General features: G+C 44.9%; 22 protein-coding genes. 9 read left to right on the forward strand and 13 right to left on the reverse strand.

Translation table 11 applies throughout. The features are described 5' to 3' along the window. Positions 1–198: 198 nt before the first annotated feature. The 4 genes from dnaX to ACR64J_RS06390 form a co-directional block, all read right to left on the reverse strand. Positions 199–2,316 (reverse strand): DNA polymerase III subunit gamma/tau, encoded by a 2,118-nt coding sequence (gene dnaX, locus ACR64J_RS06375; protein WP_435948911.1) that lies wholly within the window; start codon positions 2,314–2,316, stop codon positions 199–201. Positions 2,317–2,439: 123 nt separating this feature from the next. Next, a complete protein-coding gene (gene lysS, locus ACR64J_RS06380) occupies positions 2,440–3,978 on the reverse strand; it encodes a lysine--tRNA ligase (RefSeq protein ID WP_435948912.1) in 1,539 nt (512 codons plus the stop codon). Between the two features lie 55 nt (positions 3,979–4,033). After that, on the reverse strand, positions 4,034–5,122 hold the full coding sequence (prfA, locus tag ACR64J_RS06385) for a peptide chain release factor 1 (RefSeq protein WP_317198792.1): 1,089 nt from the start codon (positions 5,120–5,122) through the stop codon (positions 4,034–4,036). A 269-nt stretch (positions 5,123–5,391) separates the two neighbouring features. Then, the gene (locus ACR64J_RS06390; RefSeq protein ID WP_317198793.1) at positions 5,392–6,537 is read right to left on the reverse strand and encodes a beta-ketoacyl-ACP synthase III; all 1,146 of its coding nucleotides are present in this window, start codon (positions 6,535–6,537) and stop codon (positions 5,392–5,394) included. Between the two features lie 354 nt (positions 6,538–6,891). Here ACR64J_RS06390 and pnuC point away from each other — a divergent pair, with 354 nt between their 5' ends. From pnuC to ACR64J_RS06410, 4 genes are all read left to right on the forward strand, one after another. Next, positions 6,892–7,599 carry a nicotinamide riboside transporter PnuC gene (gene pnuC / locus ACR64J_RS06395; protein ID WP_435948913.1) on the forward strand — a complete coding sequence of 236 codons (708 nt, stop codon included), beginning with the start codon at positions 6,892–6,894 and terminating at the stop codon, positions 7,597–7,599. A 13-nt stretch (positions 7,600–7,612) separates the two neighbouring features. Beyond that, positions 7,613–8,164, forward strand: coding sequence for an AAA family ATPase (locus ACR64J_RS06400; protein ID WP_435948914.1), 552 nt, complete (start codon positions 7,613–7,615; stop codon positions 8,162–8,164). Between the two features lie 81 nt (positions 8,165–8,245). After that, the gene (locus tag ACR64J_RS06405; RefSeq protein WP_435948915.1) at positions 8,246–8,770 is read left to right on the forward strand and encodes a TIGR00645 family protein; all 525 of its coding nucleotides are present in this window, start codon (positions 8,246–8,248) and stop codon (positions 8,768–8,770) included. A 66-nt stretch (positions 8,771–8,836) separates the two neighbouring features. Further along, a complete protein-coding gene (locus tag ACR64J_RS06410; protein WP_435948916.1) occupies positions 8,837–9,544 on the forward strand; it encodes a hypothetical protein in 708 nt (235 codons plus the stop codon). 10 nt (positions 9,545–9,554) lie between these two features. Here the strand turns inward: ACR64J_RS06410 and ACR64J_RS06415 are convergent, their stop codons facing one another. Then, positions 9,555–10,238, reverse strand: coding sequence for a DUF421 domain-containing protein (locus tag ACR64J_RS06415; RefSeq protein WP_435948917.1), 684 nt, complete (start codon positions 10,236–10,238; stop codon positions 9,555–9,557). A 112-nt stretch (positions 10,239–10,350) separates the two neighbouring features. On the opposite strand from ACR64J_RS06415, the gene ACR64J_RS06420 reads away from it, so the two are divergent. Both ACR64J_RS06420 and ACR64J_RS06425 read left to right on the forward strand, forming a co-directional pair. Continuing rightward, positions 10,351–11,256 carry a DMT family transporter gene (locus tag ACR64J_RS06420; protein WP_435948918.1) on the forward strand — a complete coding sequence of 302 codons (906 nt, stop codon included), beginning with the start codon at positions 10,351–10,353 and terminating at the stop codon, positions 11,254–11,256. 108 nt (positions 11,257–11,364) lie between these two features. Beyond that, positions 11,365–11,742: an MliC family protein gene (locus ACR64J_RS06425; protein ID WP_435948919.1), complete on the forward strand. Its 378-nt coding sequence runs from the start codon at positions 11,365–11,367 to the stop codon at positions 11,740–11,742. A gap of 126 nt (positions 11,743–11,868) precedes the next feature. Here ACR64J_RS06425 and ACR64J_RS06430 read toward each other — a convergent pair whose 3' ends face one another. Then, positions 11,869–12,471 (reverse strand): class I SAM-dependent methyltransferase, encoded by a 603-nt coding sequence (locus tag ACR64J_RS06430; RefSeq protein ID WP_435948920.1) that lies wholly within the window; start codon positions 12,469–12,471, stop codon positions 11,869–11,871. A gap of 142 nt (positions 12,472–12,613) precedes the next feature. Between ACR64J_RS06430 and ACR64J_RS06435 the strand changes: the two genes are divergently transcribed. Continuing rightward, a complete protein-coding gene (locus ACR64J_RS06435; RefSeq protein ID WP_435948921.1) occupies positions 12,614–12,967 on the forward strand; it encodes a hypothetical protein in 354 nt (117 codons plus the stop codon). 694 nt (positions 12,968–13,661) lie between these two features. Here the strand turns inward: ACR64J_RS06435 and hrpA are convergent. From hrpA to ACR64J_RS06450, 3 genes are all read right to left on the reverse strand, one after another. Next, positions 13,662–17,849, reverse strand: coding sequence for an ATP-dependent RNA helicase HrpA (gene hrpA / locus ACR64J_RS06440; RefSeq protein WP_435948922.1), 4,188 nt, complete (start codon positions 17,847–17,849; stop codon positions 13,662–13,664). A 186-nt stretch (positions 17,850–18,035) separates the two neighbouring features. Then, positions 18,036–18,353, reverse strand: a complete 318-nt coding sequence (locus ACR64J_RS06445; RefSeq protein ID WP_435948923.1) for a hypothetical protein — start codon at positions 18,351–18,353, stop codon at positions 18,036–18,038. Positions 18,354–18,678: 325 nt separating this feature from the next. Next, entirely contained in the window at positions 18,679–20,100 is a 1,422-nt protein-coding gene (locus ACR64J_RS06450) for an SLC13 family permease (protein WP_435948924.1), read from the reverse strand. Positions 20,101–20,393: 293 nt separating this feature from the next. On the opposite strand from ACR64J_RS06450, the gene ACR64J_RS06455 reads away from it, so the two are divergent. Next, complete coding sequence (locus tag ACR64J_RS06455; RefSeq protein ID WP_317198806.1) at positions 20,394–20,555, forward strand: hypothetical protein; 162 nt, start codon at positions 20,394–20,396, stop codon at positions 20,553–20,555. Between the two features lie 49 nt (positions 20,556–20,604). On the opposite strand, the gene ACR64J_RS06460 is transcribed toward ACR64J_RS06455, so the two are convergent. Continuing rightward, positions 20,605–21,318 carry a YoaK family protein gene (locus tag ACR64J_RS06460; RefSeq protein WP_435948925.1) on the reverse strand — a complete coding sequence of 238 codons (714 nt, stop codon included), beginning with the start codon at positions 21,316–21,318 and terminating at the stop codon, positions 20,605–20,607. A 102-nt stretch (positions 21,319–21,420) separates the two neighbouring features. Further along, positions 21,421–22,230, reverse strand: coding sequence for an enoyl-ACP reductase FabI (locus tag ACR64J_RS06465; protein ID WP_435948926.1), 810 nt, complete (start codon positions 22,228–22,230; stop codon positions 21,421–21,423). A 317-nt stretch (positions 22,231–22,547) separates the two neighbouring features. Between ACR64J_RS06465 and folE the strand changes: the two genes are divergently transcribed. Beyond that, positions 22,548–23,141 carry a GTP cyclohydrolase I FolE gene (gene folE / locus ACR64J_RS06470; RefSeq protein WP_317198809.1) on the forward strand — a complete coding sequence of 198 codons (594 nt, stop codon included), beginning with the start codon at positions 22,548–22,550 and terminating at the stop codon, positions 23,139–23,141. Positions 23,142–23,266: 125 nt separating this feature from the next. On the opposite strand, the gene msrB is transcribed toward folE, so the two are convergent. Together msrB and ACR64J_RS06480 are read right to left on the reverse strand one after the other, a co-directional pair. Then, a complete protein-coding gene (msrB, locus tag ACR64J_RS06475; protein WP_435948927.1) occupies positions 23,267–24,502 on the reverse strand; it encodes a peptide-methionine (R)-S-oxide reductase MsrB in 1,236 nt (411 codons plus the stop codon). A 246-nt stretch (positions 24,503–24,748) separates the two neighbouring features. Beyond that, entirely contained in the window at positions 24,749–26,056 is a 1,308-nt protein-coding gene (locus ACR64J_RS06480) for an iron-containing alcohol dehydrogenase (RefSeq protein ID WP_435948928.1), read from the reverse strand. Positions 26,057–26,170: the final 114 nt, after the last annotated feature.

Below are 26,170 nucleotides of genomic sequence, written 5' to 3' on the forward strand. Positions count from 1 at the left end.
TTAGTTTTTAATATAACTTAACTAGTATAGCCGATATTAATTAGCAGTACATAATATAAATCTAACCCAAAGGTCAAAAACTGCTTTTAAATCACAAAATAACGGTATCAAAATCAAAACACTAGCTAATTATTATTAAATTTTGAGAATAATACTGACATATCACTGCCTATCAATAAATATCAGAAATGATAATTTTTAATATAACTGAACCTTGCCCATTTTGCCTTGTCCTTGCTCGGTCAGATACTGCATCACAGGAGTGCTTAGTAGTTTAGATTCAGCAACTTCAAGTGCCTGTACCATTCTTTGCGCGCGGCGACGCTCTGGCGTCTTATCCTGAGACTCCATGATACTACTATCAATCTGTAAGCTGATCTCTGCATTGACAAACTGCTCTTGCAACTTTGCTGCCATTTGCTGAAAGATGGTTTGAAGATGCGTACTGTTAACCCCGGTAATAAACGACGCTTTACCATCGCACATGCCAGTCATGACGCCTTGACGTGCAAGCGCTAGCTCATCTTGTGCTAATACATTTGATTCGCGCGCCGTCTGCAGCCAATAGTCCCATTTGTCCGCTGTCCATTCTCCGGTCAAGTCCTGCGGAGCACAGCGCAATAGCTCGCGGGGATCATCGATGCTAGCCAACTGAGAATCATTACGCATCGGCTCAGCAATCGGCTCAGCAATCGGCTCAGCAATCGGCTCAGCAATCGGCTCAGCAATCGGCTCAGCAATCGGCTCAGCAATCGGCTCAGCAATCGGCTCAGCAATCGGCTCAGCAATCGGCTCAGCAATCGGCTCAGCAATCGGCTCAGCAATCGGCTCAGCAATCGGCTCTGGCTCTGGTTCTGGTTCTGGTTCTGGTTCTGGTTCTGGTTCTGGTTCTGGTTCTGGTTCTGGTTCTGGTTCTGGTTCTGGTTCTGGTGGGTTTATACTATCTGCTATTTCAGTGACAAGTAATTCATTCGTATTATTTTCTTCAATACTGTCTTTTTTATCATCACTATTCATCTGCACTAAGTTGTGTTCAGATACGGCCGGCTCATTATCTGTGGCAGGGTCTAGACTAGAGTGCTGAAAACCCTGTAGCGACTCCCTAGAGATATTGCTATTGTCTTGACTGATATCATAAGGCTCAGATTGATGCGATGAGGAGACGTGTCCGCTAGATAGACTATTGTCCTGCTCTACAACTGGGGCTAGTATGTGATCAACAGGCAAAGGGCGGAACGCGAGCAGACGTAGAATGCACATCTCAAGCGCTTGCATCGGTGTACTAGCAAGCTTGATACCCTCGCGCGCTTGCACGACAATCTCGTAGTATAGTTGCAAGACATCAGGGCTAATATGCCCAGCCAGAGCATTAATATCTTGTGCTTGCGCTTCATTTACATTGAGCGCCACCTCAGGTAATAACTGGGTCAGTGCTAATTGATGCAAAAGCTCAGTAAGTCCATCAAACATGCTCGTTGCATCAACCATTTGCGCGCGCATCTGCTCAATGTGCGCGGCAACTGCGGACTTATTATGGTTGTAAATATCGGTAATTAAGCGCACCAAGTCAGCGGCATCTATGAGTCCCAGCATCGCATTAACAGTGGCATCATCAAGGCCGCCTTGACCAAAGGCTATCGCCTGATCGGTTAAGGATAAGGCATCACGCACCGAGCCTTTTGCCGCACTCGCCAGCTGCCACAGCGCAGGCTGCGTATAGCTGACTTGCTCTTGCGTAAGCACATTAGCTAAATGCTCGCTAAGTAGCGTCTGCGGCAATGGACGCAGTACAAATTGCAAGCAGCGTGAGATGATAGTAATCGGTAGTTTCTGTGGATCAGTGGTCGCGAGTAAGAACTTTACATGTTCAGGCGGCTCTTCTAAGGTTTTGAGTAGTGCGTTAAAGCTGTGCGTCGATAGCATATGCACTTCATCGATAAGATATACTTTGTAGCGACCTTGACTTGGTGCATAAGGCACGTTATCTAGCAATTCGCGTGTGTCTTCAACCTTTGTCCGTGAGGCCGCATCAATCTCGATTAAGTCAATAAAGCGCCCTTGATCGATTGCCACGCAGTTATCACAGACGCCGCAGGGCGTACTGGTAATGCCCGTGTCACAGTTTAGACATTTGGATAAAATGCGCGCAATCGTCGTCTTACCAACGCCGCGAGTACCGGTAAACAGATAAGCGTGGTGCAAGCGATTATAGTCAATGGCGTTGATTAATGCTTGGGAGACGTGCGTTTGCCCAATCAATTCGTGAAAGTTCTTGGGACGGTACTTACGCGCGAGGACTTGATATTGCTGCGACATAGCTATCCATTATGCTAAGTGGTTAGAGGGCTTATTATAGCAAAAAGCCAGTACTCTCGTCTGGCTTCTTATTCAATCTCTATAGATTTTATCTTTTGTTCAACGGCTACTAGCAAGTACAGACTAGTCCGCTTTTGGGCGCATATGCGGGAACAAGATCACATCACGGATGCTCGCTGAGTCGGTAAATAGCATGACTAAGCGATCGATGCCAATGCCCTCGCCTGCCGTTGGCGGCAAACCGTAAGATAAGGCTTCGATGTACTCTTCATCAAAATGCATGGCTTCATCATCGCCCGCGTCTTTTTCAGCAACTTGTCCGCGAAAACGCTCTGCTTGATCGGCAGGGTCATTTAACTCGCTAAAGCCATTTGCCAATTCGCGACCACCAATAAACAGCTCAAATCGATCGGTAATCTCAGGATTGTCATCACTGCGGCGAGCAAGCGGTGAAGTTTCCGCAGGATACTCCGTAATAAAGGTCGGTTGACGAAGCTTATGCTCAGCAGTCTCTTCAAAGACGATGGTTTTTAGCTTACCCATACCAAACACGTCGTTTACTGGCTGATGCAAAGTATTGCTTACATAGTCCGCTAGATAATCACGATCATTAATACGCGCCATGTCAAAGTTTTCGGCATATTGCGCGATAGCATCTGACATTGATAGACGTGCAAATGGCGCTTTTAAGCTAATAGCTTCGTCTTGATAGGTGATCTCGGTCGTGCCTAAAATATCCATCGCCAACTGATTGAATAGGCGCTCAGTTAAATCCATCAAATCGTGATAGTCCGCGTACGCTTGATAAAACTCAATCATGGTAAATTCAGGATTATGACGAGTTGAAACGCCTTCATTACGAAAACTACGATTAATCTCAAATACTTTTTCAAAGCCGCCAACGACTAGGCGCTTGAGATAAAGCTCTGGTGCAATACGCAGATATAGTGGCATATCTAGCGCATTATGATGGGTCTCAAACGGACGCGCCACCGCACCCCCTGGAATGGGATGCATCATCGGCGTCTCCACTTCCATAAAACGCTCATTCAGCATAAATTTGCGGATACCACTAATCACTTGGCTACGAATCATAAAGGTGTTACGCGTGGTCTCATTGGTCATAAGATCAAGATGGCGATTGCGATAGCGCGCCTCGGTATCAGCTAGGCCATGAAATTTATTAGGCATCGGACGCAGCGACTTGGTGAGCAAAGTAAACGCGTCGATATGCACATACAGATCGCCTTTACCTGAGCGTCCGATATATCCTGACACACCAACGATATCGCCCAAATCAAGCGATTTTATACTAGCCAATGTCTCTTCATCGAGCTCTTTGCGTGCCACATAGAGCTGAATACGACCACTCATGTCTTGAATGACGATAAACGAGCCGCGGTTAAGCATGACGCGACCTGCGACATTGACTTGGGTTTTATCACCATTGGCCGCTTTTTCTTCGATTTCTTGTTTGCTAACGCCCTCAAAAGCCGTTTGTAGATCTTGCGCGTAATCAGTGCGTTTAAACTGATTAGGATAAGGGGGCTTACCAGACGCTACGATATCATCGAGTTTAGCTTGTAGTTGTGCAATAAGCTCATTTGCTTCCTCGATAGTTGGGGCTTGTTCATCGACGTTTTGATTGTTGGGCTTTGACATAGAAATCTCAAATTCAATAGGTTTGTTTTAATATAGATTATTAGGTTAAGCAGTATTATTCACCACCAATACTCGCCATCAGATCCGCCTGATGCTCACGCAATAGCGCGTCAAGCAGCTCATCCAAATCGCCTTCCATAATCGCATCCAGCTTATAAAGGGTTAAGTTAATGCGGTGATCAGTCATGCGCCCTTGCGGGAAGTTGTAAGTGCGAATACGCTCGCTACGATCGCCACTACCGACCAAATCACGACGAATCTCATCGGCGACATCGACTTGCGCTTGTACTTTGACTTGCTGAATTTTAGAGATCAGCATTTTCATCGCATGGGCGCGGTTTTTGTGTTGGCTACGCTCTTGCTGACACTCAACCACTGTCCCTGTCGGTATATGCGTTAGGCGCACTGCAGAATCCGTAGTGTTTACGTGCTGACCACCTGCGCCGCTGGAGCGAAAGGTATCCATCTTGATATCGGCAGGATTGAGATCCACAGTATCATCAATCTCAACCTCGGGCATGACAGCGACAGTACAGGCTGAGGTATGGACGCGGCCTTGACTTTCAGTCTCTGGCACGCGCTGGACACGGTGAACGCCCGACTCAAACTTTAGACGACCATAGACACTATTACCTGAGACGCGGGTAATAATTTCTTTATAGCCGCCATGCTCGCCTTCATTGGCGGATAATACATCCAGCGTCCAGCCTTGAGCTTGTGCGTACTTTTGGTACATGCGAAACAAATCGCCTGAGAAGATCGCCGCTTCATCGCCGCCTGTACCAGCACGTATCTCAAGAAAGGCCGGCACTTTATCGTTCGGGTCTTTGGGTAGCATCATGACGTTGAGATCTTCTTCCATCTTTACGATCGCCGCGCGTGCTGTATCGATCTCATCCTGCATCATCTCTTTCATGTCAGGATCGCTTGCGTCCTCTAGCATGATCTCAGCATCGGCTTGATCTTGCTCCGCACGGCCGTAGTTTTGCCACAGCGTCGTAATCTCCATCAAATCACTATGTTCAACAGAGAGTTCACGAAATTTATTATTATCGCTGATGATATCTGGATCTGATAACAGCGCGGTGACCTCTTCATAACGGTCTACCATTTGGTCTAAACGCAGGCGCAGGGATTCTTTCATAACAGGATAGTCATCTAAAAAAGTAAAATAAGAGAGCGATTATAGCAAATTTTTGCCATCACAATAAAACCTGTACGTAATAATTCATGACAGCACACTTTATAACAAGGTAATTCACTATAAGACGTAAAAGCTTATTAGCAAAATGTCTACACTTGCTGCGCTAAAAATCAAAGTGCTATAGATCTGTTGTCATTCATTAAGTCCAAATTTTAAGCAAAAAAATAGCTAAGATTACTCTTAGCTATTTTACTTAGACGACTTAAATTCTACACCTTGCGCACCAGCACCGAACCTATTGAATAGCCTGCGCCAAAGGAGCAAATCACGCCCAAATCACCAGATTGCAGATCGTCCTTGTGTCTATGAAAGACAATCATGGGACTGGCTGAACTGGTGTTAGCAAACTCTGCAATGACGCTCGGTACGATCGCTTTGTCTGCCTCTTTACCGATGACCGTACGCAAGATAAGATCTAGCATATTGGCGTTGGCTTGATGTAGCCACATCATCTTGACATCGCTTGCCTGCATATCGTTCTCGTGCAGATGCTCAGTGATGACTTCAGAGACTTTGGGGCATACTTCGCGGAACACTTTACGGCCATTTTGTAAGAATAATTTGTCAGTGACAGGCTCTTTAATATCAGGGTACATCTGAGTTTCGGCTGCCAAAAACTCTGAGCGATCCATAAAGCCGTATTCGTTTTTGATATTGGTTGAAAACTGTGTGAATAGCTTAGAGCTTAGTATCTCATAACCTTTAGGTGTATCTAGCTCTTCGACGATAGACGCGGTTGCGACGTCCCCAAAGATAAAATGACTATCACGGTTACGCCAGTTGAGATGCGCTGAGGTAATCTCAACGTTGACGACTGCTACGCGGCGGGCAAGGCCTGAAACGATAGAGCCATAAGCTTGTGAGAGACCAAAAGTTGCCGCACTACACGCCACATTCATATCATAAGCAAAGCCGCCGATCATACCGATCTCGTTTTGGATCTCGATGGCGACAGCAGGATAGGTACGCTGAAAGTTTGAGCAGGCAAGGATAATGCCGTCCAAATCATTGGCTTCAAGCCCTGCATCTTTTAGAGCATTATTGAGCGCTTCAACGCCCATCTCAGCCATAACAGACAGCTCTTCACCAAGGTTGCGATAGGCGATGACAGGTGCCATTATTTCAGGGTTTAAGATACCGTCTTTTTCCATGACGTAGCGGGACTTGATGCCAGAAACCTTTTCGATAAAGGCGGCTGATGAGGGCTCTAGCGCCGTCATGGTATCTGCTGCGATCTCGTCAGCGTGCTCGTTATTATAGTTTTCAACATACTGATTAAATGAATCTACGAGCTCTTCGTTACTGATGCTATAAGGCGGAATATAAAGGCCTGTGCCTGTAATACAAGTCGTCATAATAAGCTTCCTTGTCCTGCTTAGTGTTGAGCGAAAATTAAAAAGTTGTCATATCTCTTTTTATAGCGATGCGTTTATCAAGTAGAACTTATCGTATTGAGTGTATGACTGTAAACTTAAACCTATGGTCTTATTATGCCTGAATAATCTTATTTTTCTAATACTTTGTTACAAATAATCAATTCTCGATAAAAATTGGTTCACGTTTAATAGTGATACGCGCTTATTATTACTCGCGAGTCTAAGCTATAATCAAACAGCTTATACCGCACATGATATGACTATTAGCTCGTAAGTAGTACCTGAATCTACTACTTGAACCTAAGAAACAATACCAACCCTCACGAGACGCTCATGACTGAAACTTTTAATTGGCTGTTTGGTCAATACGCTGACTACTCTACTCTATTTATCGGACTTGAGCTCATCGCCGTTATGTTCGGCATCACAAGCGTACTACTCGCGCGCAAACTAAGCGTTTTAGTATTCCCTGTGGGTCTTGTTAGCACAGGGATTTTTGTCTACCTGCTCTGGCAATGGCAGCTATTCGGTGACATGTTTATCAACGCCTATTACACCGTCATGGGGCTATACGGCTGGTATAATTGGACTAAAAATAAGCAAGACACTCAAGAGCTTACGCCCAACGATGAGATTAGTATTGAGCATATTAGTGCTAGCGATTTACCAACGCTTGCCTTACTCGGCTCTGCAACCGTCGCTTTTGTGGCGCTGATTTACTATTTTCGTCCTGTCATCAGCAATGACTTTAGCTTTGATGGTGTGGTATTAGGCGCGCATTTATTTACATGGATCGATTATACCGATATGCTAACCACGGCATTGTTTTTGATGGCGATGTGGCTCATGGCCAGTCGCAAGATTGAGCACTGGCTACTATGGATAGTCGCTGACGCCATCTCAGTACCGCTTTACTTCTACAAGGGTTATACCTTCACATCGCTACAGTACGTAGTATTCACCTTGATTGCAATCTGGGCATATTATGAATGGCAACGACGCTACCGTATGCAGCGACAATTTGATCCAGCAGTCGCCTAAATCGGTATTTAAGGTGGCAGTTTTGGGCGCTGAGAGTACGGGCAAGACCACCTTATGTCGAGATTTGGCCGCGCACTTCAAAAGCCCGTGGGCGCCTGAATATATGCGGGAATTTTTGCAAGATAAGTGGGATAAGCAGCAGCTTAGCTGTACTTGGGACGATCTCTTGCCTATTGCGCAAGGTCAGATAGCCCTTGAAAACCAGCTTACTGAAGAAGCCGCGCAAACGGCAATAAACAACGGTCACTTTCAAGCTTATCTATTCTGTGATACTAGCCTATTTGAGCTGATGGTCTACGCTAACTGGTACTATGGTGATTGCCCACCAGCACTCAAACGCGCCGCTCTAGCGCATCACTATGATTTGATCCTTTTGACGGCGGTTGATGTGCCTTGGGTGGCTGATGATTTGCGAGACGCGCCGCATGAACGCGACGACATTAGCACTTATTTTGAAACACATTTAAATAGGTATAATAAAAATTTCAAGCGTATCGGCGGCGCAAGAGACGAGCGGGTGCAGCAAATAAGTAAGTGGTTAAACTCACTTAACCATACTGGTTAGCCATTTATTTGTGCTTTTAATATTCACTATTAAGCTATGCTTAGATACTTTTTTATTCATATCGCTTAAGAGACTAATAAGATGCTAAAGAAGATTGAATACACTTTAGAGAAGATAATATTTCACAGTCGCTGGATATTAGCCCCATTTTATGTGGGTTTAATCATAGGTATTATCGTACTGTTTATAAAATTTATTCAAAAGTTATGGCTTACCCTTTCTCAAGTCTTCAATTCAACCGTATCAGAGGTGATTGTTAATATACTCATACTGGTCGATATCTCTTTGGTAGCTAGCCTACTGCTTATTATCATCTTTAGTGGTTACGAGATATTTGTATCTAAAATAGAGACAGGTACGCATGTTGATCGCCCCAGTTGGATGGGTAAAGTCGACTTCTCTGGTCTTAAACTCAAAGTTATAGGAGCCATCGTTGCGATTTCTGCAATTGATCTGCTCAAATCTTTTATGGATATATCAGGCAACATGACAAATATTGATACAGATAAACTAATGTGGAAGGTCATCATTCACATGGCATTTGTAGTGTCAGGTCTGCTATTCGCTTTTATGGACAAGATCGTAGGTGACACCAAAAAACACTGATAGTGTTCATTATCACTAGTACAAAAACAAAGCTAAAATTCAAATTTTAAAAATTGAGAACTAATTATGATACGTTTATACAAACCTTCTTTGCTAATCGCTGTTCCTGTCCTAAGTATGGCTATGACAGCTTGTCAGTCTAACCTGCCTACTAATAATCTGCCTACTAACAAAGCGGCAATCCAATCTACTACTACTAACAAAGCGGCAATCCAATCTACTAATAGCGCAAAGGCTTCTGCAACATCAATTGATGTGAGTAGCACTAGCGTTATTGACAATACCAATGCAGATGATGCTTTGAATAACAGCGCCGAACCCAAAGCCCCTTGGACGAGTCCTGCGATCACTATCAGTGATACTGATGCTATTTATCATCAAGAATGGCTAAAATCAGAAAACAGATCTGTGTGTCCAATTTTGGCACTACCCAAGCAAGCAGAGGCGCATATCGCTCGACACAGTGTGCGCCGTGCTCGTTTTTCAGGAGGCTGGGGCGTCGCTTATGATTTGCCTAATACCCGTAGCATGTACGGCGTTGCCAACACCGGTGTCATAAACCCAAGCGAGGCCGCTTATGATTGGCCCTACAATATCTATTATACTGATGGTAGCAAAGTGGGTTATGGTCATGAGGGTGGCGATCCTACCGCGTCTTGGCTTGCTTATGTCGTAACCCCTAATAACTGCATGTACAATGTCTGGAGCGCACAAGACAAAGCCCACTTAGAGCAGATGATTGCAGATCTGCGTATGGTGAATGCTAATCAATAGCGCCCCTTTATTATCTGACAATCTTGGTATTGAGCGCTTTTGCCCAGTCGCGGCAGTTGTTCTCACAGCGCGAACATAGCTCATCATTTTGGCTAATATAGTCGACATGTCCGCAGTGCATGCATGCGTAGTAGGTATTATTCTCAACCTCTGTAGCTGCCTGATATTGCTTGGGAAATAAGGGCAAACCAAAGTCTGTATTATCTGGCGCGTACAACAACACACTAAAAGTGCCGTCAGTCTCCAGCAGACCAGTACGCACTTGACCTAAATGCTCAACGCCTTGCTGACGCATCTCGGCAAAGAACTCATCGTGCGACATTTTGCCTTTTTTGATCTTATTAAGGACCAGCATGCCATTTTCTACAATGTATATCGCTTCGCCCTCTAGCAGATTCTCTAAAGGTTGATACTTCATTATCGCCCAGGTACATAATCGATATAGCAAAATGACCACACTCATAATGATAAGTGCTTGTATAATCGGCAAGTCTTCTGTGAACATCGGATCGCCGGCGATAGAGCCTAGCGACAGGATAATGGTCAGCTCAAAAATAGACAACTGACGAACACCGCGCTTACCGGTAAAGCGTAGAAACACAATAATCATGACAAACATAATCGCCGCGCGCAATATAATCTCTATGCCAAACAGCCACGTGGTGTCATGAATAAATATCTTTGCCCAATCCATATTGGTTACTCTATATATGACAGTGATGAATAGGGGCAAAACTATACTACATTTTATGGCACCCATACGCTTTTATATCAGCTAACTTTTTTATTAGGCAGTAAGGATTCATTTGAGAGCATCCCTATACACGATAGCAGCTTTGCTGGCGTTTGCCGCAAACTCCTTACTTTGCCGCATGGCATTATCTGAGAGCTATATCGATCCTTGGAGTTTTACCATTATTCGGCTGCTTAGCGGCGCAGTTTGTTTGATAATCATCATGATAGTCCATGCTAGGCGCTTAAAGTCGTCAGAGGCCGCTGTCGTACTCAGCGACCGTATACTAGGTGACCATATACTTAGCGATAAGGGCAGCTGGCTTAGTAGTTTAAGCTTAGTTATCTATGCGCTTTGTTTTTCGCTGGCTTATGTCGAGCTAGATACTGGTACTGGTGCGATGATTTTGTTCGCAGCTGTCCAATTTACGATGATCGGTTGGGGTATTTATCAAAAGGAGCGCTTAAGTATTGTTCAATGGATTGCTTTGGCAGTAGCCTTTATGGGTTTTGTATATCTGATGCTGCCATCAGCTGCCATGCCGTCACTCTATGGGGCAATTGTTATGATGCTAAGTGGTATCGCATGGGGCGTCTATAGCATCAGAGGCAAAGCCTGCATCTCGCCGCTACGAGCAACAGGGTTTAACTTTGTGCGTAGCCTAGTTGCTCTGCCTATATTACTACTCGTGGCCCTACCTTACCTAGCAAAAGTGAGTGTTGAAGGGGTGCTATTGGCTGGGGTGTCAGGTGCCGTGACCTCTGGAATTGGCTATTGCCTGTGGTACGTGGCCATGCCGCTACTTAAAAGCACGCAAGCTGCCGTCGTACAGTTTTGTGTGCCTGTCCTTGCCGCGCTGGCAGGCGTGGTATTTTTATCTGAGCAATTGACCTTGTCTTTTATACTTTCAAGCCTTGTCATACTTGGCGCTGTATTCATATTTGTACTTACCAAAAATACTACTAAAACATCTGCGTAATATATTGAAACATTCGGTATACCGCTATGATGCCAAATGACAACGTTTCGATTTGAGATTAGCGATATGATAACGTCTTTCCCATCTACCAACAAAATTGAGGACATTATGAAAAAACTATTAGCTGTAACGCCTGCCTTTTTATTCTTAGCTGCCTGTGCCACTAGCGCGCCTGTACCAACCATGCCTGACCCTACTCCATCTGCCCAGCCTGTAGTGCAGTCGTTCACTTGTGAAGACAATGGCGCTATCGTTGCCACTTACTCAGCAAACGGTCAAGTCGCTGATCTAAACGTGACTTTGCCTAAAGTTGGCCTAAGCAATGCTGTAGTCAGAACAGAGCAAGCCGTATCAGGCTCTGGCGCGCGTTACGTCAACAACGTCAATCCACAAACTACCTATGACTGGCAGACTAAAGCAGATTACGGCATCATGACTATCTCAACAAACAACGGTCAACAGTATCAAGTCAACTGCCAACTATAATAAGTATAAAAGTGACTTGTTCATTAATGGTATTCTACAACAGTAATAATTTATAAATAGAAAAGCCCATATTCGTTATGGGCTTTTTTGTGGAATCTGATGTTGTATAGCAAACTATTCTTATGATTATAGCGCTTTACGTCCAACAAACTGAACCACAGCACTTAGTCCTTGATGACGCTTGCCCTCAGATATCACACGCTGTTTTTCGGTGCCAATAATTTGTACCAACTCAGTCAGTTCCGTTTGCAAGTTATTTAGTGAGCTAAAGCGCTCCTTTTGCGCGTCAGGGGGACCACCGATAGCGTCCATCTCAAGTTGATCCTCGGTATAAGCTTCAACAATCAATACCCCATTAGGTTTTAGTGCGAGCACAATTTGAGCATGCACATACTGCCTTATTTTAGGCGGCAGATGCGCCCAAATAGAGACGATGCCATCCCACTGTCCCATACCAAACTGATAATCAGCCAAATCAGCGACTTGAGTGGTGATGTCAACGCCTCGCTCAATAGCTAACTTTATCGCTTTGTTTAAACCCACTTCGGATAAATCCATAGCGGTCGCCTGATAGCCTTGCTCAGCCAAAAACACTGCATTCCTGCCCTCGCCTTCTGCTAGACAGAGCACGCGCCCGCCAGCAGGTATCCGTGCAAACTGCGCTTTTAAAAAGTCATTAGGCTCAGTACCAAAGACATATTCTGCTTCGTTATAACGCTCGTTCCACATATTAATTGCAGCCTTGAGTAAGTAATCATCCAATCCCGTTTTAAAAATACACTTGTCTGCTCAGTTTACTTGTATATTCAATTAATAACATATAATATATTCATTAAATAGAAATTGTTGAATGGCTTGGTTTAAATATGCTATGAGTGAGAATAAGGAGCTTCCTGTGATTCATTTAAGCTATATCTTTAAATGCTTAGCACTAAGTATTACTTTTTTTGCGGTATTTTACTTTGCCGTTTTACTCGTCGATCCTAGCTTTGATAAGTATACCCTCACTCTTGGCATCAGTACTTTGCTCTTTCCTATCGTAAAATGCGCTATCGATATTGTCAGAGATGCCGTAGCGCCTAACTATGTTATGTTTAACGGAGCGCTGTCATCACTACTGATCAATATTACTATCTGGTTACTCACGCCATTTCTTATCGTCATATCAGCTGTTGCCTTTTTGTTTTATAGCATGGGAGTGCTCAAGGAAAATAGCAGTAACTAAGTAAAATAAGCGCAAATAAGCATACTTTAGCGCAGCTTTGCTGTTGAATTTCGACAAAATAAATTTGTAAATTAAAGCAAAACAACCCCATGATTTTAATCATGGGGTTGTTTTTTGTATCCGTATTTCGTAACGTGACCTATGGATTACTAACATAACCTATGCACTGTAACCTGACTTTGATATTTACCTAGGGGTCCATATGTACTCGTAGAGCTAACGCTTCCGATGACGCAAGTATCAAAATATCTATAGTACCCTATCTGCTTTACGCCTTTGGGATGTTGAGTTAATACCTGTTTTGGGTCTGACACGTAGTAGGTTATCTCATTAGAGCTAAGCTCATGAATCTCAAAGCTTCTCTTAAACTTACCCTGTAATTTTACTTGTTTTTCTATTGTGGACTTGTCGTCATGGTCCGTATTCGCCGAAGTTTTGGCACAGCCTGTATTTACAAATATGACAGGTATAACTGCTAATAGTAGTAATTTATGATTGATGATCATCGTCGTTCTCTTAAAATCTATAATTTTCTGGCAGCGCGATTTTTTAACGCGTCCTAAAAAATCTCCTTAAGGACTGCTCTTAGTGAAAAGTACCTTGCGACGCTATGAGCTAGGAGAGAATAAAGGTCTGGGAGACCTTTATCCTAGCGCAAGAGAAAATCTATGATTTTCTGGCAGTATATAATTTTTTAACGAGTCTCATCCCATGCTTTATTAAGCCGCTTCGGTGAGACTGCCATGCGGGTTTTCATCGGTTGTGCAAACAGTTGAATGCGGTACTCCTCTACCATCCAGCGGTAGTCACTGATGGCTGCATCGCTAGCACGATTGCTAAGGCGCTCCATATGCACATCCAAGGCGTAGACACCATCGAGATCGGCCTCCAAATTATGCTCAAGGCGCTCGATACGCACTTCTAATGCCTCTAGATAACGTGGGTATTGCTGCCAATGGCTATAGTCCATACGGTAAATAAAGTCCGATAGGTGCAAGTCCTCAAGCTGATCTTCGATATCGTCGATTGACTCGCCAAATATTTCACGATCGAGCATCAGTAGGCTTTGGCGGATGCGTTGCCAGCGCGTATAAACGTTTTTGAGGGTTTTGATGACGCTTTGACCGGTCAACAAAAAGTTGCTTTGTACTACCTCTAGTGTTTGGCTATACTCATCGCTAGTAAAGGGCAGCTCCTCACTCAAGCCAACGGCAATGCTATCTGCACTCTCAGGCAAGTCGTTACTGTGATCAAATAGGACGTAATGCTCCTCTAACGTCGCATCCAAAGTGGCATCAATCACAATGGTTTTGAGCTTGCCCATATCGCCAAGCGGGGCAAAAGCCAGCTTGAATATCTTATCGATTTGACTCGTCAGCTGTTTTTGTTTGGCACCAAGCTTGGATTTGATAAGTGCTAGTACACCGATACGGTGCGCTTTTAGAGCGGCGTTGACATCAGTATATTGATGAATAGACACCGCGGTGCCTGAACTATCAGCGACCAAGGCAGCGAATTGTTTCATCACCACGCCTGCGCTATGGCGATTCTTGCTAAAGTTATAGTGCTCAGGGAACTCGGTATGCACCCCTTGTTGCTCGTTCACTGCTTGACTGGTCTCGCTGGCATGACGAATCTGTAAGGTCTCAAGATCGCGACCTTTTTCTATGATACGGTTTTTGTCATCGACGACGCAGATTTGCGGTTGCAGATATCGATCAATACTAGAGGGATCAAATTTATCAGGGGTGACCGACATAATGCCGCGGCGGTTTAGGGCTTGGCAAAGCTGCTTGAGCAGACCCTGTCCGCTATCAGGCTGCAATTCATCGAACAAACTATCGGCGGTATCTGGGATAGGTACGATTTGGCGGCGAATGTCTTTGGGTAGAGATTTGAGTAGTTGCAATACCAGCTCATAACGCCAACCTGGCACGCCCCATAACAGCTCAATAGCATCCAGCTGCGGCAATGCAGCAAGTGGTACACGAATGGTCACCCCATCGTCATCGCTGGCAGGATCAAAGACGTAGCGTAGTGGCAATTTTAAATCGCCCAATTGCCATACTTCAGGGAAGTCGCCTGTCGTTGGTGCTTGGCTATTAAGTACGTCATCATCGGTAAAGAATAGATACTTGTTATCGCTCTTTTCTACCTCAGCGCGCCAATCTTCAAAAGCCTTTCGACTAGCCACATGCTCAGGAATCTTTTGATCATAGAACTGGTACAGCGACTCTTCATCGACGAGCAAATCGCGGCGACGCAATTTGTCTTCGATGCGCTCAACATGAGCGATCTTGTCCATATTATGCTGCAAGAACGGTGCTTGCCGGCCCAAATTACCGGTCACTAAACCGTCACGAATAAAGATCTCGCGTGATTCAATCAGATTGACTTGTTCGTAGTTGGTCAGCTGTTTGGGAATGATAATCAACCCAAATAAACTAATCTGCGCGTAGGCTTTGACGCGTCCGGTCTTCTTTGACCAATGCGGCTCAAAGTAGTGATATTTGAGCAGGTTGCCTGCGGCGGAGATAATCCACTCAGGCTCAATCTTGGCAACCGTGCGCATAAAGACTTGGGAGGTCTCAACGACTTCAAAGGCCATTACCCAAGGCGGTACTTGCTTAAACACCGTACTGGCTGGAAAGATTTTGGCTTTTTGCTGGCGGGCAGCGAGATATTCACCGCGGCTCTCGGTCTTGTGCGCGATGGTTGAGAGCAGCCCAGTAAGTAGAGCACGATGCAAATTAGCATACTTCACCGCTTTGATTTCTTCATCGTCTATACTGGTAGGATCACTATTAGCTGCTTCACTATTTTCTTTGTCAGTGAGCTTAAGATCCGTAACCATTTGCACCAGTTGGCGATGGGTTTGACTCCATTCGCGTACCCGCGGAAAGCTTAGATAGTTCTTTTTGGTAAATTGCTTGCGCTGATTGCCAGAGAGCTTGTTACCGTTTTCATCTTTTTCGAACAGGGCCTTCCATAGACTTAGGTAAAATAGAAAGTCAGAATCATCTTGACGAAATTCGGCATGTTTTTGATCGGCTTGCTGGCGCTTATTCGCGGGACGTTCACGCGGGTCTTGTACCGCAAGGGCGGCCACCACAATAAGCATCTCACGAATACAATCAAAATCTGAACCTGCAACGAGCATGCGTGCCAGCCTTGGATCAATTGGCATTCGTGCCATCTTTTGCCCAGTTGGTGTCAAACGCAAATGATCGAGAGTTGGTTTGCGCTTATGCTTGCTATTTTGAGTGGTAGTCTGCTCATTTTTGGAAGCAATTGCGCCTAATTCATCGAGCAGTTTATGCCCATCCGTGACTAAGCGACTATCAGGCGGCTCAATAAATTCAAAATCATCAACACTACCTAGACGCAGATTTGCCATCTGCAAAATAACAGATGCCAAGTTAGTCCGTAGAATCTCAGGCTCGGTAAATTCTGGACGACCGCTGAAATCCTCCTCAGAATACAAGCGAATACAAACGCCTGGCGCGACACGACCACAGCGACCTTTACGCTGATTGGCAGCAGCTTGTGAGATCGCCTCAATAGGCAAACGCTGCACGCGCGAGCGATAAGAATAGCGTGATATCCGCGCAAAACCTAAATCAATCACATAGCGGATACCAGGAACCGTTAGCGCAGTCTCTGCAACGTTAGTAGCAATAACGATACGGCGACCACGACCTGATGGCTGAAAAATCCGCTGTTGCTCCTCATACGTCTGACGGGCGAACAACGGTAATACCTCAGTATGCTTAGGGCCATGACGCTCTAGCACGTCTTGAAGCTCGCGAATCTCGGCTTCGGTGGCCGCAAATATCAAAATATCAGCTTGATCGGCGTGCCCTTTACTATGGGCGTCATGAAAGCACTCCTCGACCGCGGCAACCACTGCGCGCGGCAAGTTCTCTTCAAAGTCATCATAGCTGTCATCATCTGAGCTGGTTACTGGCTCATCCGTCAAAGGACGATAGCGCACTTCAACGGGGAAGCTGCGCCCTTCAACATTAAAGATAGGCGCATTAACTTGCCGTTTGAGTTTATTATCATAACGACTAAAGTATTCGCTAAAACGCTGAGTATCAAGGGTCGCCGAGGTGATAATGACCTTTAAATCGGGACGCTTGGGTAAGAGCTTTTTGAGATAACCCATAATGAAGTCAATATTAAGACTACGCTCGTGCGCCTCATCAATAATGATGGTGTCGTACTTACTCAAAAATCGATCGTGACCCAATTCTGCGAGCAAAATACCGTCGGTCATGAGCTTGACGACAGACTGCGCGGTACCCTGCTCGTTGAAGCGAATCTTAAAGCTGACGGTATCGCCAAGCTTTTCGCCCAATTCTTCAGCAATACGGTTAGAAACACTTCTCGCCGCTAGTCGTCTGGGTTGGGTGTGCCCTATTTGTCCCGTAATACCGCGACCAGCTAGCATCGCCAATTTTGGCAATTGGGTGGTCTTACCTGAACCGGTCTCCCCTGCGACGATGATGACTTGGTTATCGATAATCGCTTGCACCAAATCATCAGCACGCTGGCTAACAGGCAAATCAAGGTTGAGTTTGGCAGGTAAATCCTCAGGAATACTCTCTATACGCGCCTGCACTGCTTGCTGTGAGCGGAATTTGATCTTGTCATATTGCGCGCGTTTTTTGCTAAGCTCTTGCTGGGCTTTGTCGCGTTTATCACTATTAGCGTGGTTATCAGCATCAGCGTGTTTGTTTTTGGCGACAGCGGCCCGTGCCAGCTCACGCTCAAGACGGCTGAGGTAATAGCTGTCTTTGGCAAGGACTGGTAAGGTATCAGGAATGTTTAGGTTTTTTGATTCTTTAGAATGTTTAGTCTGTTCTACGGTATTAGACATATTTGCTTAGGCTATTTATTATTTAAAAGTGCTTAGATTATGGGGATATTTTGGGCGTGATTCAAGATAGGTTTGTGTTCGCTTAGCAACGAGATATCTTTTGCCAATTCGCAAGATACTCATTCATAAGCTCATTGCTTATCGATCTAGTAGCTTTATAAGATTAAGAGGTATAGGCTGGCACAGTTATTCACTACGCGTATAAATAACCTGCTCATTAGTAGCCGCCTGCGTAAAGAAAGTATGCAATTTTTGTAGTGGTATTCTAGGGAAAGGTAGATGCATAGATAGTATCAAGGTCTCAAACGCAACTAACTCATCAGCGAGTGCCTTGGCAATATCAGGCTCAATCTCTGGGTTGTCATAAAGGTTATCAATAAGCCAAGTTAATTGTGCAAAACTGCCATTGTCATGAATTTGATAAAGGGTGGGAATGAGATCATCTGAGATATAACCGCGCGTTTTACGGATCATGCCGTTTTTAAAGTGCATATTTAAAGCCATATCGGTACTTATCCTTTATCCAAATGTTTTGATGGGCTATCAAAACCCTACTCTACCTATAGCACTGTATCACTTTTGAGGGCGATTACCTAAACTATCCTTGCCCATGTCCTACTGCTTATGCAAAGCGTGTGCTTTTGCGCGAGGGACGAGCGCCGAGGCAGAGTATGAAAAAGCGCTGAGCGCTGACCTGCATATTTGTATGCTTGTCATTGTGTCATGCTGAGGCCCTGCTTTTTAGTCTTTTGCTTTTGATAATAACAAAATCCCGATGTCTAAGACTCGCTTAAACATCGGGATAAGTAGGTTTTGTAGTATGCAAGAGTTATAGTAAAAAGAAATACGCCCAAAGCCCAATAGCGACGGTTGAGATCAGGTTAAGCACTACCCCTGTGCGCACCATCTCAGATTGCTTGATGAGTCCTGTGCCAAAGACGATGGCATTGGGCGGCGTGGCAACTGGCAGCATAAAGGCACACGATGCACCGATACCAATGACCAAGACCAGCACTTCTTGCGGCAAGCCCATTTGCTCAGCAGTGGCGGCAAACACAGGAACTAGTAACGCAGCAGACGCGGTGTTGGAGGCAAATTCGGTTAAGAAGATAATAAAAGCAGATATGGCAATCATAACGACAATAATCGGCGCGCTAGATAAAGCATTGGCGACAGTTTGACCGAGTATTAGGGATGCGCCTGAGACTTTGAGCACCGTCGATAGCGCAATACCGCCACCAAATAGCATGAGCACGCCCCAGTCGGTATTATCAGAGACTTGCTTCCAAGACACCAAGCCCAAACTGACCACAGCGGCCGCCGCTGACAGCGCGATAATAGCATCGGTATCCGCAATGTCGAGCGCGGCACCGATCTTTTTGGAGAATATCCAGCTTAGCGCAGTGATGATAAAGACGATGATGGTCACGACTCTAGGACGATTCCAAGGAATAGGCGCTTCGTCAGAGATGGTGACTTGCCGATTAAGATTGGGCTTGAGTACCAAATACATCGCGCCTAATAACAGCGGCAACATGACGAGCATGATAGGAATACCAAACTTCATCCAATCGACAAAGGCGATATCGAGCGCTTTTGCGGCGATGGCATTGGGCGGCGATCCTACAATCGTACCTAGTCCGCCAAGACTCGCTGAATAAGCGATACCTAAGAGCACAAACACAAAGGTACCGCGGTCTTTTTCGCGATCCACTTGCGTCAAGATCCCCAGTGCTAGGGGCAGCATCATAGCGGCGGTTGCGGTATTAGAGATCCACATCGATAAGAACGCGGTAACGCCAAATATCAAAAACACCGCAGTACCTAGCTTACCGCCTGACATGGAGATGATTTTTAAGGCGATTTTTCTATCCAATTGCTGTACATGCAAGGCGGCGGCCAAAGCAAACCCACCAAAGAACAGGTAGATAATGGGACTGGCAAAGCTCTGTAAACCAATCTTGGCACTAAAATCAGGAATCCCTATTAAGGCTCCTATGACCACGACTAACAAGGCAGTGATAGTGACATGTAATGCTTCGGTTAGCCATAAAGCACCAATAAAGAATAGTAGAGCTAGGCCCTTATTGGCGCTGTTATCAAAGGGTAATACATTATAAATAATAAAGCTAATGACAGCCGCTATAGCGACGACTATTAGCCCTTTACCCGTTCCTTTAGGGAAGGTGTCGGTGAATAAATACTCGTTGCCATCCTTTGGCAAGTGGCTATCTAATTTAGATTCTGACATACAATATCCTTGTCACTGATGTTGAGTCATGTGGGAAGTGATTCCCTTATGAGAAGATAAACTTGGTCACTTTAGCAAATTTTTGTCGACTTAGAGTATTAGCATACTATCTTTTATTCACTATATAAGTATTTTTTATACCTGTTCATCGTTACACATCGATACTAAACAGGCCTCATTAGCGCCTGTACAAGTCAAACTTCGTATTACATAATTGATAGGTTCACTCAAAATGAGTAAATGCCTATAATCTACAAAAACTTAGGCATATGATAAACTAACAGGAGTACCGTATGACGGACCGCAATAAGCCTGACCCAACAACTAAAGTCGCCCCTACTGACATTAATCAAGATGATCTAGCTAAAAAAGATCAGCAACGTACGGATGATTCAGCACTCGATATGATGCAAGGCATGCATGATCACGAAGATCATGAAGAAGAAGAGAAGTAACTGATATTTTTGTAATAGTTATTTAGCAAGAGTAATGACGAAGCGCTTATTATGATGATGAGCGCTTTTTTTTGTGCAAATTGGGGTCTGCAAGTTGACGCTTTTCAGGCAAGCGATCTGAAGCGTGGTTGTAGACAAAAGCGGCGATAAGCACGATGAGTATAGGGACAAACAAAGCGCCGTAGGAGATTTCGGCATAAAGAAACGCTCCGACTACCCCGCCGCCGCAAAAGCAATACCAAATGATCGCTTGAAAACCAAGCGTGGGCTTGCTGATAGAGCGCCCCGCCAGCCAATTTCCAATCGCTGCGCCCATATCTGAGGTCAGCCCCGTTAGATGCGTAGTACGAATAACCGCGCCACTGTAGGTTGCGACCATAGCATTCTGTAATCCGCAAGCCATAGCAGCAGCCAGCTGTCCTAAGTAATCCTGCTGTTGGTAGAGCCAGTAGCTCAGCAATAATAATGCCGCCTCGATATATAGCGCTCGTCCGTAACGTCGGCCTAATTTAAGAGAGGTCTGCCCGATGACAAAGCCGCTCAGAACAGCGCCTGCCAAAAATGACAGCAAGGATGCGCCAATATACAAAATGCTGCGACCATCAAAGTAAGCAATGGCGGCTGAGAATAGACTGACGTTGCCAGTGACATGCGAGACGGATAGATTAGTAAAGCCCATCAGCGCTATGGTATTGACCGAGCCTGCGCTAAAGGCTAGTACTGCCCCGCCCCAGAGTATCCATCTTGGTAATTTGGTAATCATGAGCGCTCAGTAGCAGGTAAGCAAAAGTAGATTATTATAACCAAAAAAGACAGCCGATTGGCTGCCTTTTGAATGTAGAACATATTGACGTAGTTTACAAAGTTACTTATCAGCTTCATCGAGCATCATGAGCTGCTCACTGATAGCAACGGTATTGAAGCCTGCATCGACAAACATAATTTCACCTGTGATACCGGATGCCCATGGTGATAATAAGAATAACGCGGCATTACCAACTTCCGTCTGATTGACATTGCGCTGCAAGGGAGCGATTTTTTCGCTGATATCGAGCATTTTTCGAAAAGATTTGATACCGCTTGCCGCAAGCGTGCGGATAGGACCTGCTGATATAGCATTAACGCGAATACCCTCACCGCCCATAGAGGTTGCCAAATAGCGCACGCTAGCCTCAAGGCTGGCTTTTGCCATGCCCATTACATTGTAGTTTGGCAATACCGAGATGCTACCTTCATAGGTCAACGTCAGCATCGAACCGTGACGCATTGCTAAAAGTTCACGCGCCGCTTTGGCTAATGCCACAAAGCTATAGCTTGAGATGTCATGAGCAATGTGACTGCCCTCGCGAGTTGTGGCACTCACAAAGTCGCCATCGAGCTGATCCATCGGTGCAAAACCAATCGCGTGTACTACGCCATCAATACCATCACCCCAATGCTGGGTCACTTGCTCAAAACAGGCAGCAATAGAGTCATCAGACGCCACATCACATTCTAGTACCAAATCCGCTTCAAACTTCTCGGCCGCCATATCTACACGTTTTTTTATTTTATCATTGGGATAGGTCAAAATAAGAGAAGCGCCTTCACGGTGAAGTGCCTCAGCAATAGCCCATGCGATAGAGAGTTTGCTGGCGATTCCTGTGACGACAAAACGCTGTCCTTGAAGTAGCATAAAATATCCTTATTAATTGATAAACGTGATTAGAGGTTTGAGCTAATAGAGAATGGTAGTCATATGCTACTCATTATACATTAATTTAGTTAAGTAAACAGTCGTAAACTAACTGCACTGGATTACCAACGTACGCTTATTGAGACTGTAGTCATACATATCGGTGTATCGGTCATAGCGGTATGAAGTTGTCATTATTTCAAGTATAATCACAGCCCTTTAAACCCTGCACAAAGTTATTAGGTTTTGGCTGATACATTTTTTAGAGCCAGATTTAGCACAAAGCGATACCCACATTTTTGATAGCGGTCAAACTTATGAGCAACAATGCGATATTAGTAGATTACAAAGAAAGCACTGAGTCCTATCGTCAATTGATCGACTCAACTGGTGAAGACTTGAGTCGTCCTGGTCTACAAGATACGCCTATTCGTGCGGCAAAGGCTTTTGCGCATCTGACGCAAGGCTATCATCAAAGCCTTGACGAAGTGGTTAACGGCGCGGTGTTTCCATCGACCAATCGCGAGCTGGTACTGGTGCAAAATATCGAGTTTTATTCACTATGTGAGCATCATATGTTGCCCTTTCATGGCGTGGCTCACATCGGCTACCTGCCAAATGGTCAAGTCTTAGGGTTATCGAAATTTGCGCGTATCGTCGATATGTTCGCGCGCCGCCTGCAAATTCAAGAGAACCTAAGCGAGCAGATCGCGCAGACCATTATGGATGTGACGGGTTGCCGCGGCGTAGCAGTTGTCATGGACGCCTCACACATGTGCATGATGATGCGCGGAGTTAGCAAGCAGCACTCGACTACGCGAAGCACGGCGATGCTTGGCGAGTATAAGCACGATAATCAGGCACGTAACGAGTTTTTGGACGCCGTACCTAAGCGCCGACCAGCCTTCTAGCTCTTATTTTTTCTAGCTCTCATTAATATAGCAGTGCAAAAAGCCCACTATTTGAGCAAATAGTGGGCTTTTTTGTGGTTAATGTTTAGATGGTGGTTAATATTTAGATGTAAGTAATATAAACCTTATGCAACAGGCTTGACATCGTCAATCCACGCGCCATAGCCTTCCTCTTCCATCTTCGCAAGCGGTACAAAGCGCATTGCGGCAGAATTCATGCAATAGCGCATGCCCGTCGGTGCTGGGCCATCATTAAACACATGACCTAAATGCGAGTCAGCATAGCGGCTACGTATCTCGGTACGCGTTGAGAAAAAACCCTTGTCTTCTTTTTCAACGACTAAGTTAGGGTTGAGTGGACGCGTAAAACTTGGCCAGCCTGTGCCAGACTTATATTGATCGCGTGAAGAATACAGAGGCTCGCCCGATATCACATCGACATACAGACCAGGTTCTTTATTATCCCAATACTCATTGCTAAAGGCGCGCTCAGTACCGTCTTGCTGAGTGACTTTGTACTGCATAGGACTTAGCGACTTTTTGAGCTCATCTTGACTAGGCTTAGTAAAGGCTTGCGGATTAAAACCAACAGTATTTATGCTTTGTGATGTCATCTTAGAGGTCTCCGAGGCGTTAGTCTGCGTAGCATTAGATGTTTTCATTGCCGTAGGCTTGAACTGAGTAAAATCCAACTCATAATCCTTGCCATAGACACTTTCTATAAACTGATAACGACCAGAATTAAAAGTATAAGCCTTATAGCGCAATGGGTTTTTCTTATAATAATCTTGATGATACTCTTCAGCAAGATAAAAGGTGCTGGCAGGAACAATCTCAATCACGACTGGCTTTTTGTACACGCCAGAGGCTTGCAAATCTTGTTTTGCCGCTTCTGCAATCTGTCTCTCTTTCTCGTTATTATAAAAGATAGCAGGACGATACTGCGTACCGCGATCAACGAATTGACCTTTATCATCAGTAGGATCGGCGATGCGCCATAATGCTTGTACGATACCGTTATAGGTAATCTTGGTCGGGTCATAGTAGATTTGAGCCGCTTCGGTATGACCCGTACCGCCAGCTGAAACTTGGCTATAGGTTGGATTGACCGTTTGACCACCGCTATAACCTGATACCACTTCTACCACGCCAGGTATCTTTTCATACCCCGCCTCTACGCACCAAAAACACCCACCTGCAACAGTTGCGACTGCTAAGTTTGGATCGGTCGGCGCATAGGGATTTTCGGCATTAGGGTTTTTGACGGTTGTATTGCTCTCTGTAGATGCACAGCCTGTGATAAAAGCGCTACTGGCTATAGCAATAGTTGCAATCACACCGAGTTTTGATGAATATTTCATTATTATGTCCTGAGTATTATGTCTATTACTTTATGATACTCCTTAGGTATCACCCTAATATACCAATTTTGTTATAAATATTTAACAAGTTAAAGTCACTCTGCAATTTAACTGAACAATAGTAGCTTATGATAGATACTAGATGCTCAGGCTATTTGCAAAATGGGATAAGATTAGCTCATAAAAAAGCACACTACTCTTTGAGTAATGTGCTTATTTGTAGCTAACTTAATAAATAAAACCTAATTAAGCCACTTTGTCACTTTTAGCAGCGCGCTCATCACTAGTTGCCTTGATTCTAGACAGGATATCTTTGATGCCTGACGCTGGCATATAAGTGGGCACGGCATAAGTATCACTGACTTCTTTGGCAGCCGCTTTAGCGATAGCATCAAAGTCACTCTCCTTCATACCTTTAACAGTAGGATCGATACCGACTGATTCAATCAAAGCGCGCACTTGCTCGATAAAGTAGCTTGCTAGCTCTTTATCTGTTTTACCTGACTGCGTGCTCTCGATGATACCGATTTTTCTGGCCAGTTTTGCCAGCCTTTTTTCGCTTGATTTACGGTTTAAGTCCAGCACGTATGGCAATACGATGGCATTAGCGCGACCATGAGGGATACTATAATATGCGCCGAGCTGATGAGCGATAGCGTGGACGTAGCCCAAACCTGCTTTGTTAAAGGCGATACCGCCGTAATGAGCGGCAATTCCCATCTCCTCTCTTGCCTTTAGATCGCCGCCATCATTATAGGCGATAGGCAAATAGTGCATGACCGCTTTGGTCGCAGAAGCGGCGTAGTAGTCGGTCTCAACGCTGGCATTGACACTCATCCACGCCTCTAATGCATGAGTTAAGACATCGATACCCGTGTCAGCAGTGATATGCTTGGGCATGCCTTTCATAATTACAGGATCGATAGCGGCGGCTCGAGGTATCATTCTAGGATCGATTGATAGCGCTTTTTGATGCGTTTCATTGTCTGAAACAACCGCTCCAAGCGTCGCTTCTGAACCGGTACCGGCTGTCGTTGGAATACAATACAGCGGCATACAGGACTTGCGCGCTTTTAAGATACCGATAAGCTTTTGCGGCTTGCAGTTATTGCCTTGTGACATAGCGATCATCTTTGCCGCGTCAATGACTGAGCCGCCGCCAATTGCCAAAATAGAGTCACAATTGTTATTCATAGACTCACTCAAGCCCTCTTCGACCACAGCAAAAGTAGGGTCTGGGGTGATACCGTCATAAACATGGTAGTTGATATTATGCTTGTCCAGATAATCGGTGACTTTTGACGGTACGCCAAGTTTGTTTAGCACCTCATCAGTGACGATCAATACGTTAGTGCTGCCTTCGTTGATAATCATGTCGCACAGCTCAAAGCAAGCCTCTTCACCGACATACAATAGCGGTCTTGGAACAGGAATCAAGTGCGAGACAACTTTTAACACCTTGGCACGGGTTTTAGCAACGGCTAGATAACCTGCATGTTGCAAGCTGTCGTTGTTCATCAAAGTGGAGATAACAGGAAGTTTACTTTTACTCATAAAAAAATCCTTTTAGATAAAAGATAGTATAAAGACCATCTACCTTAGTCGCTCAATGAGCTCGCAGCACTAGTAATGGTAGGGGTTTGACCAGATTTACGTATTGTATTCAAT

It is taken from the genome of Psychrobacter sp. DM8, from assembly GCF_051307025.1.
Taxonomy (GTDB): Bacteria; Pseudomonadota; Gammaproteobacteria; order Pseudomonadales; family Moraxellaceae; genus Psychrobacter.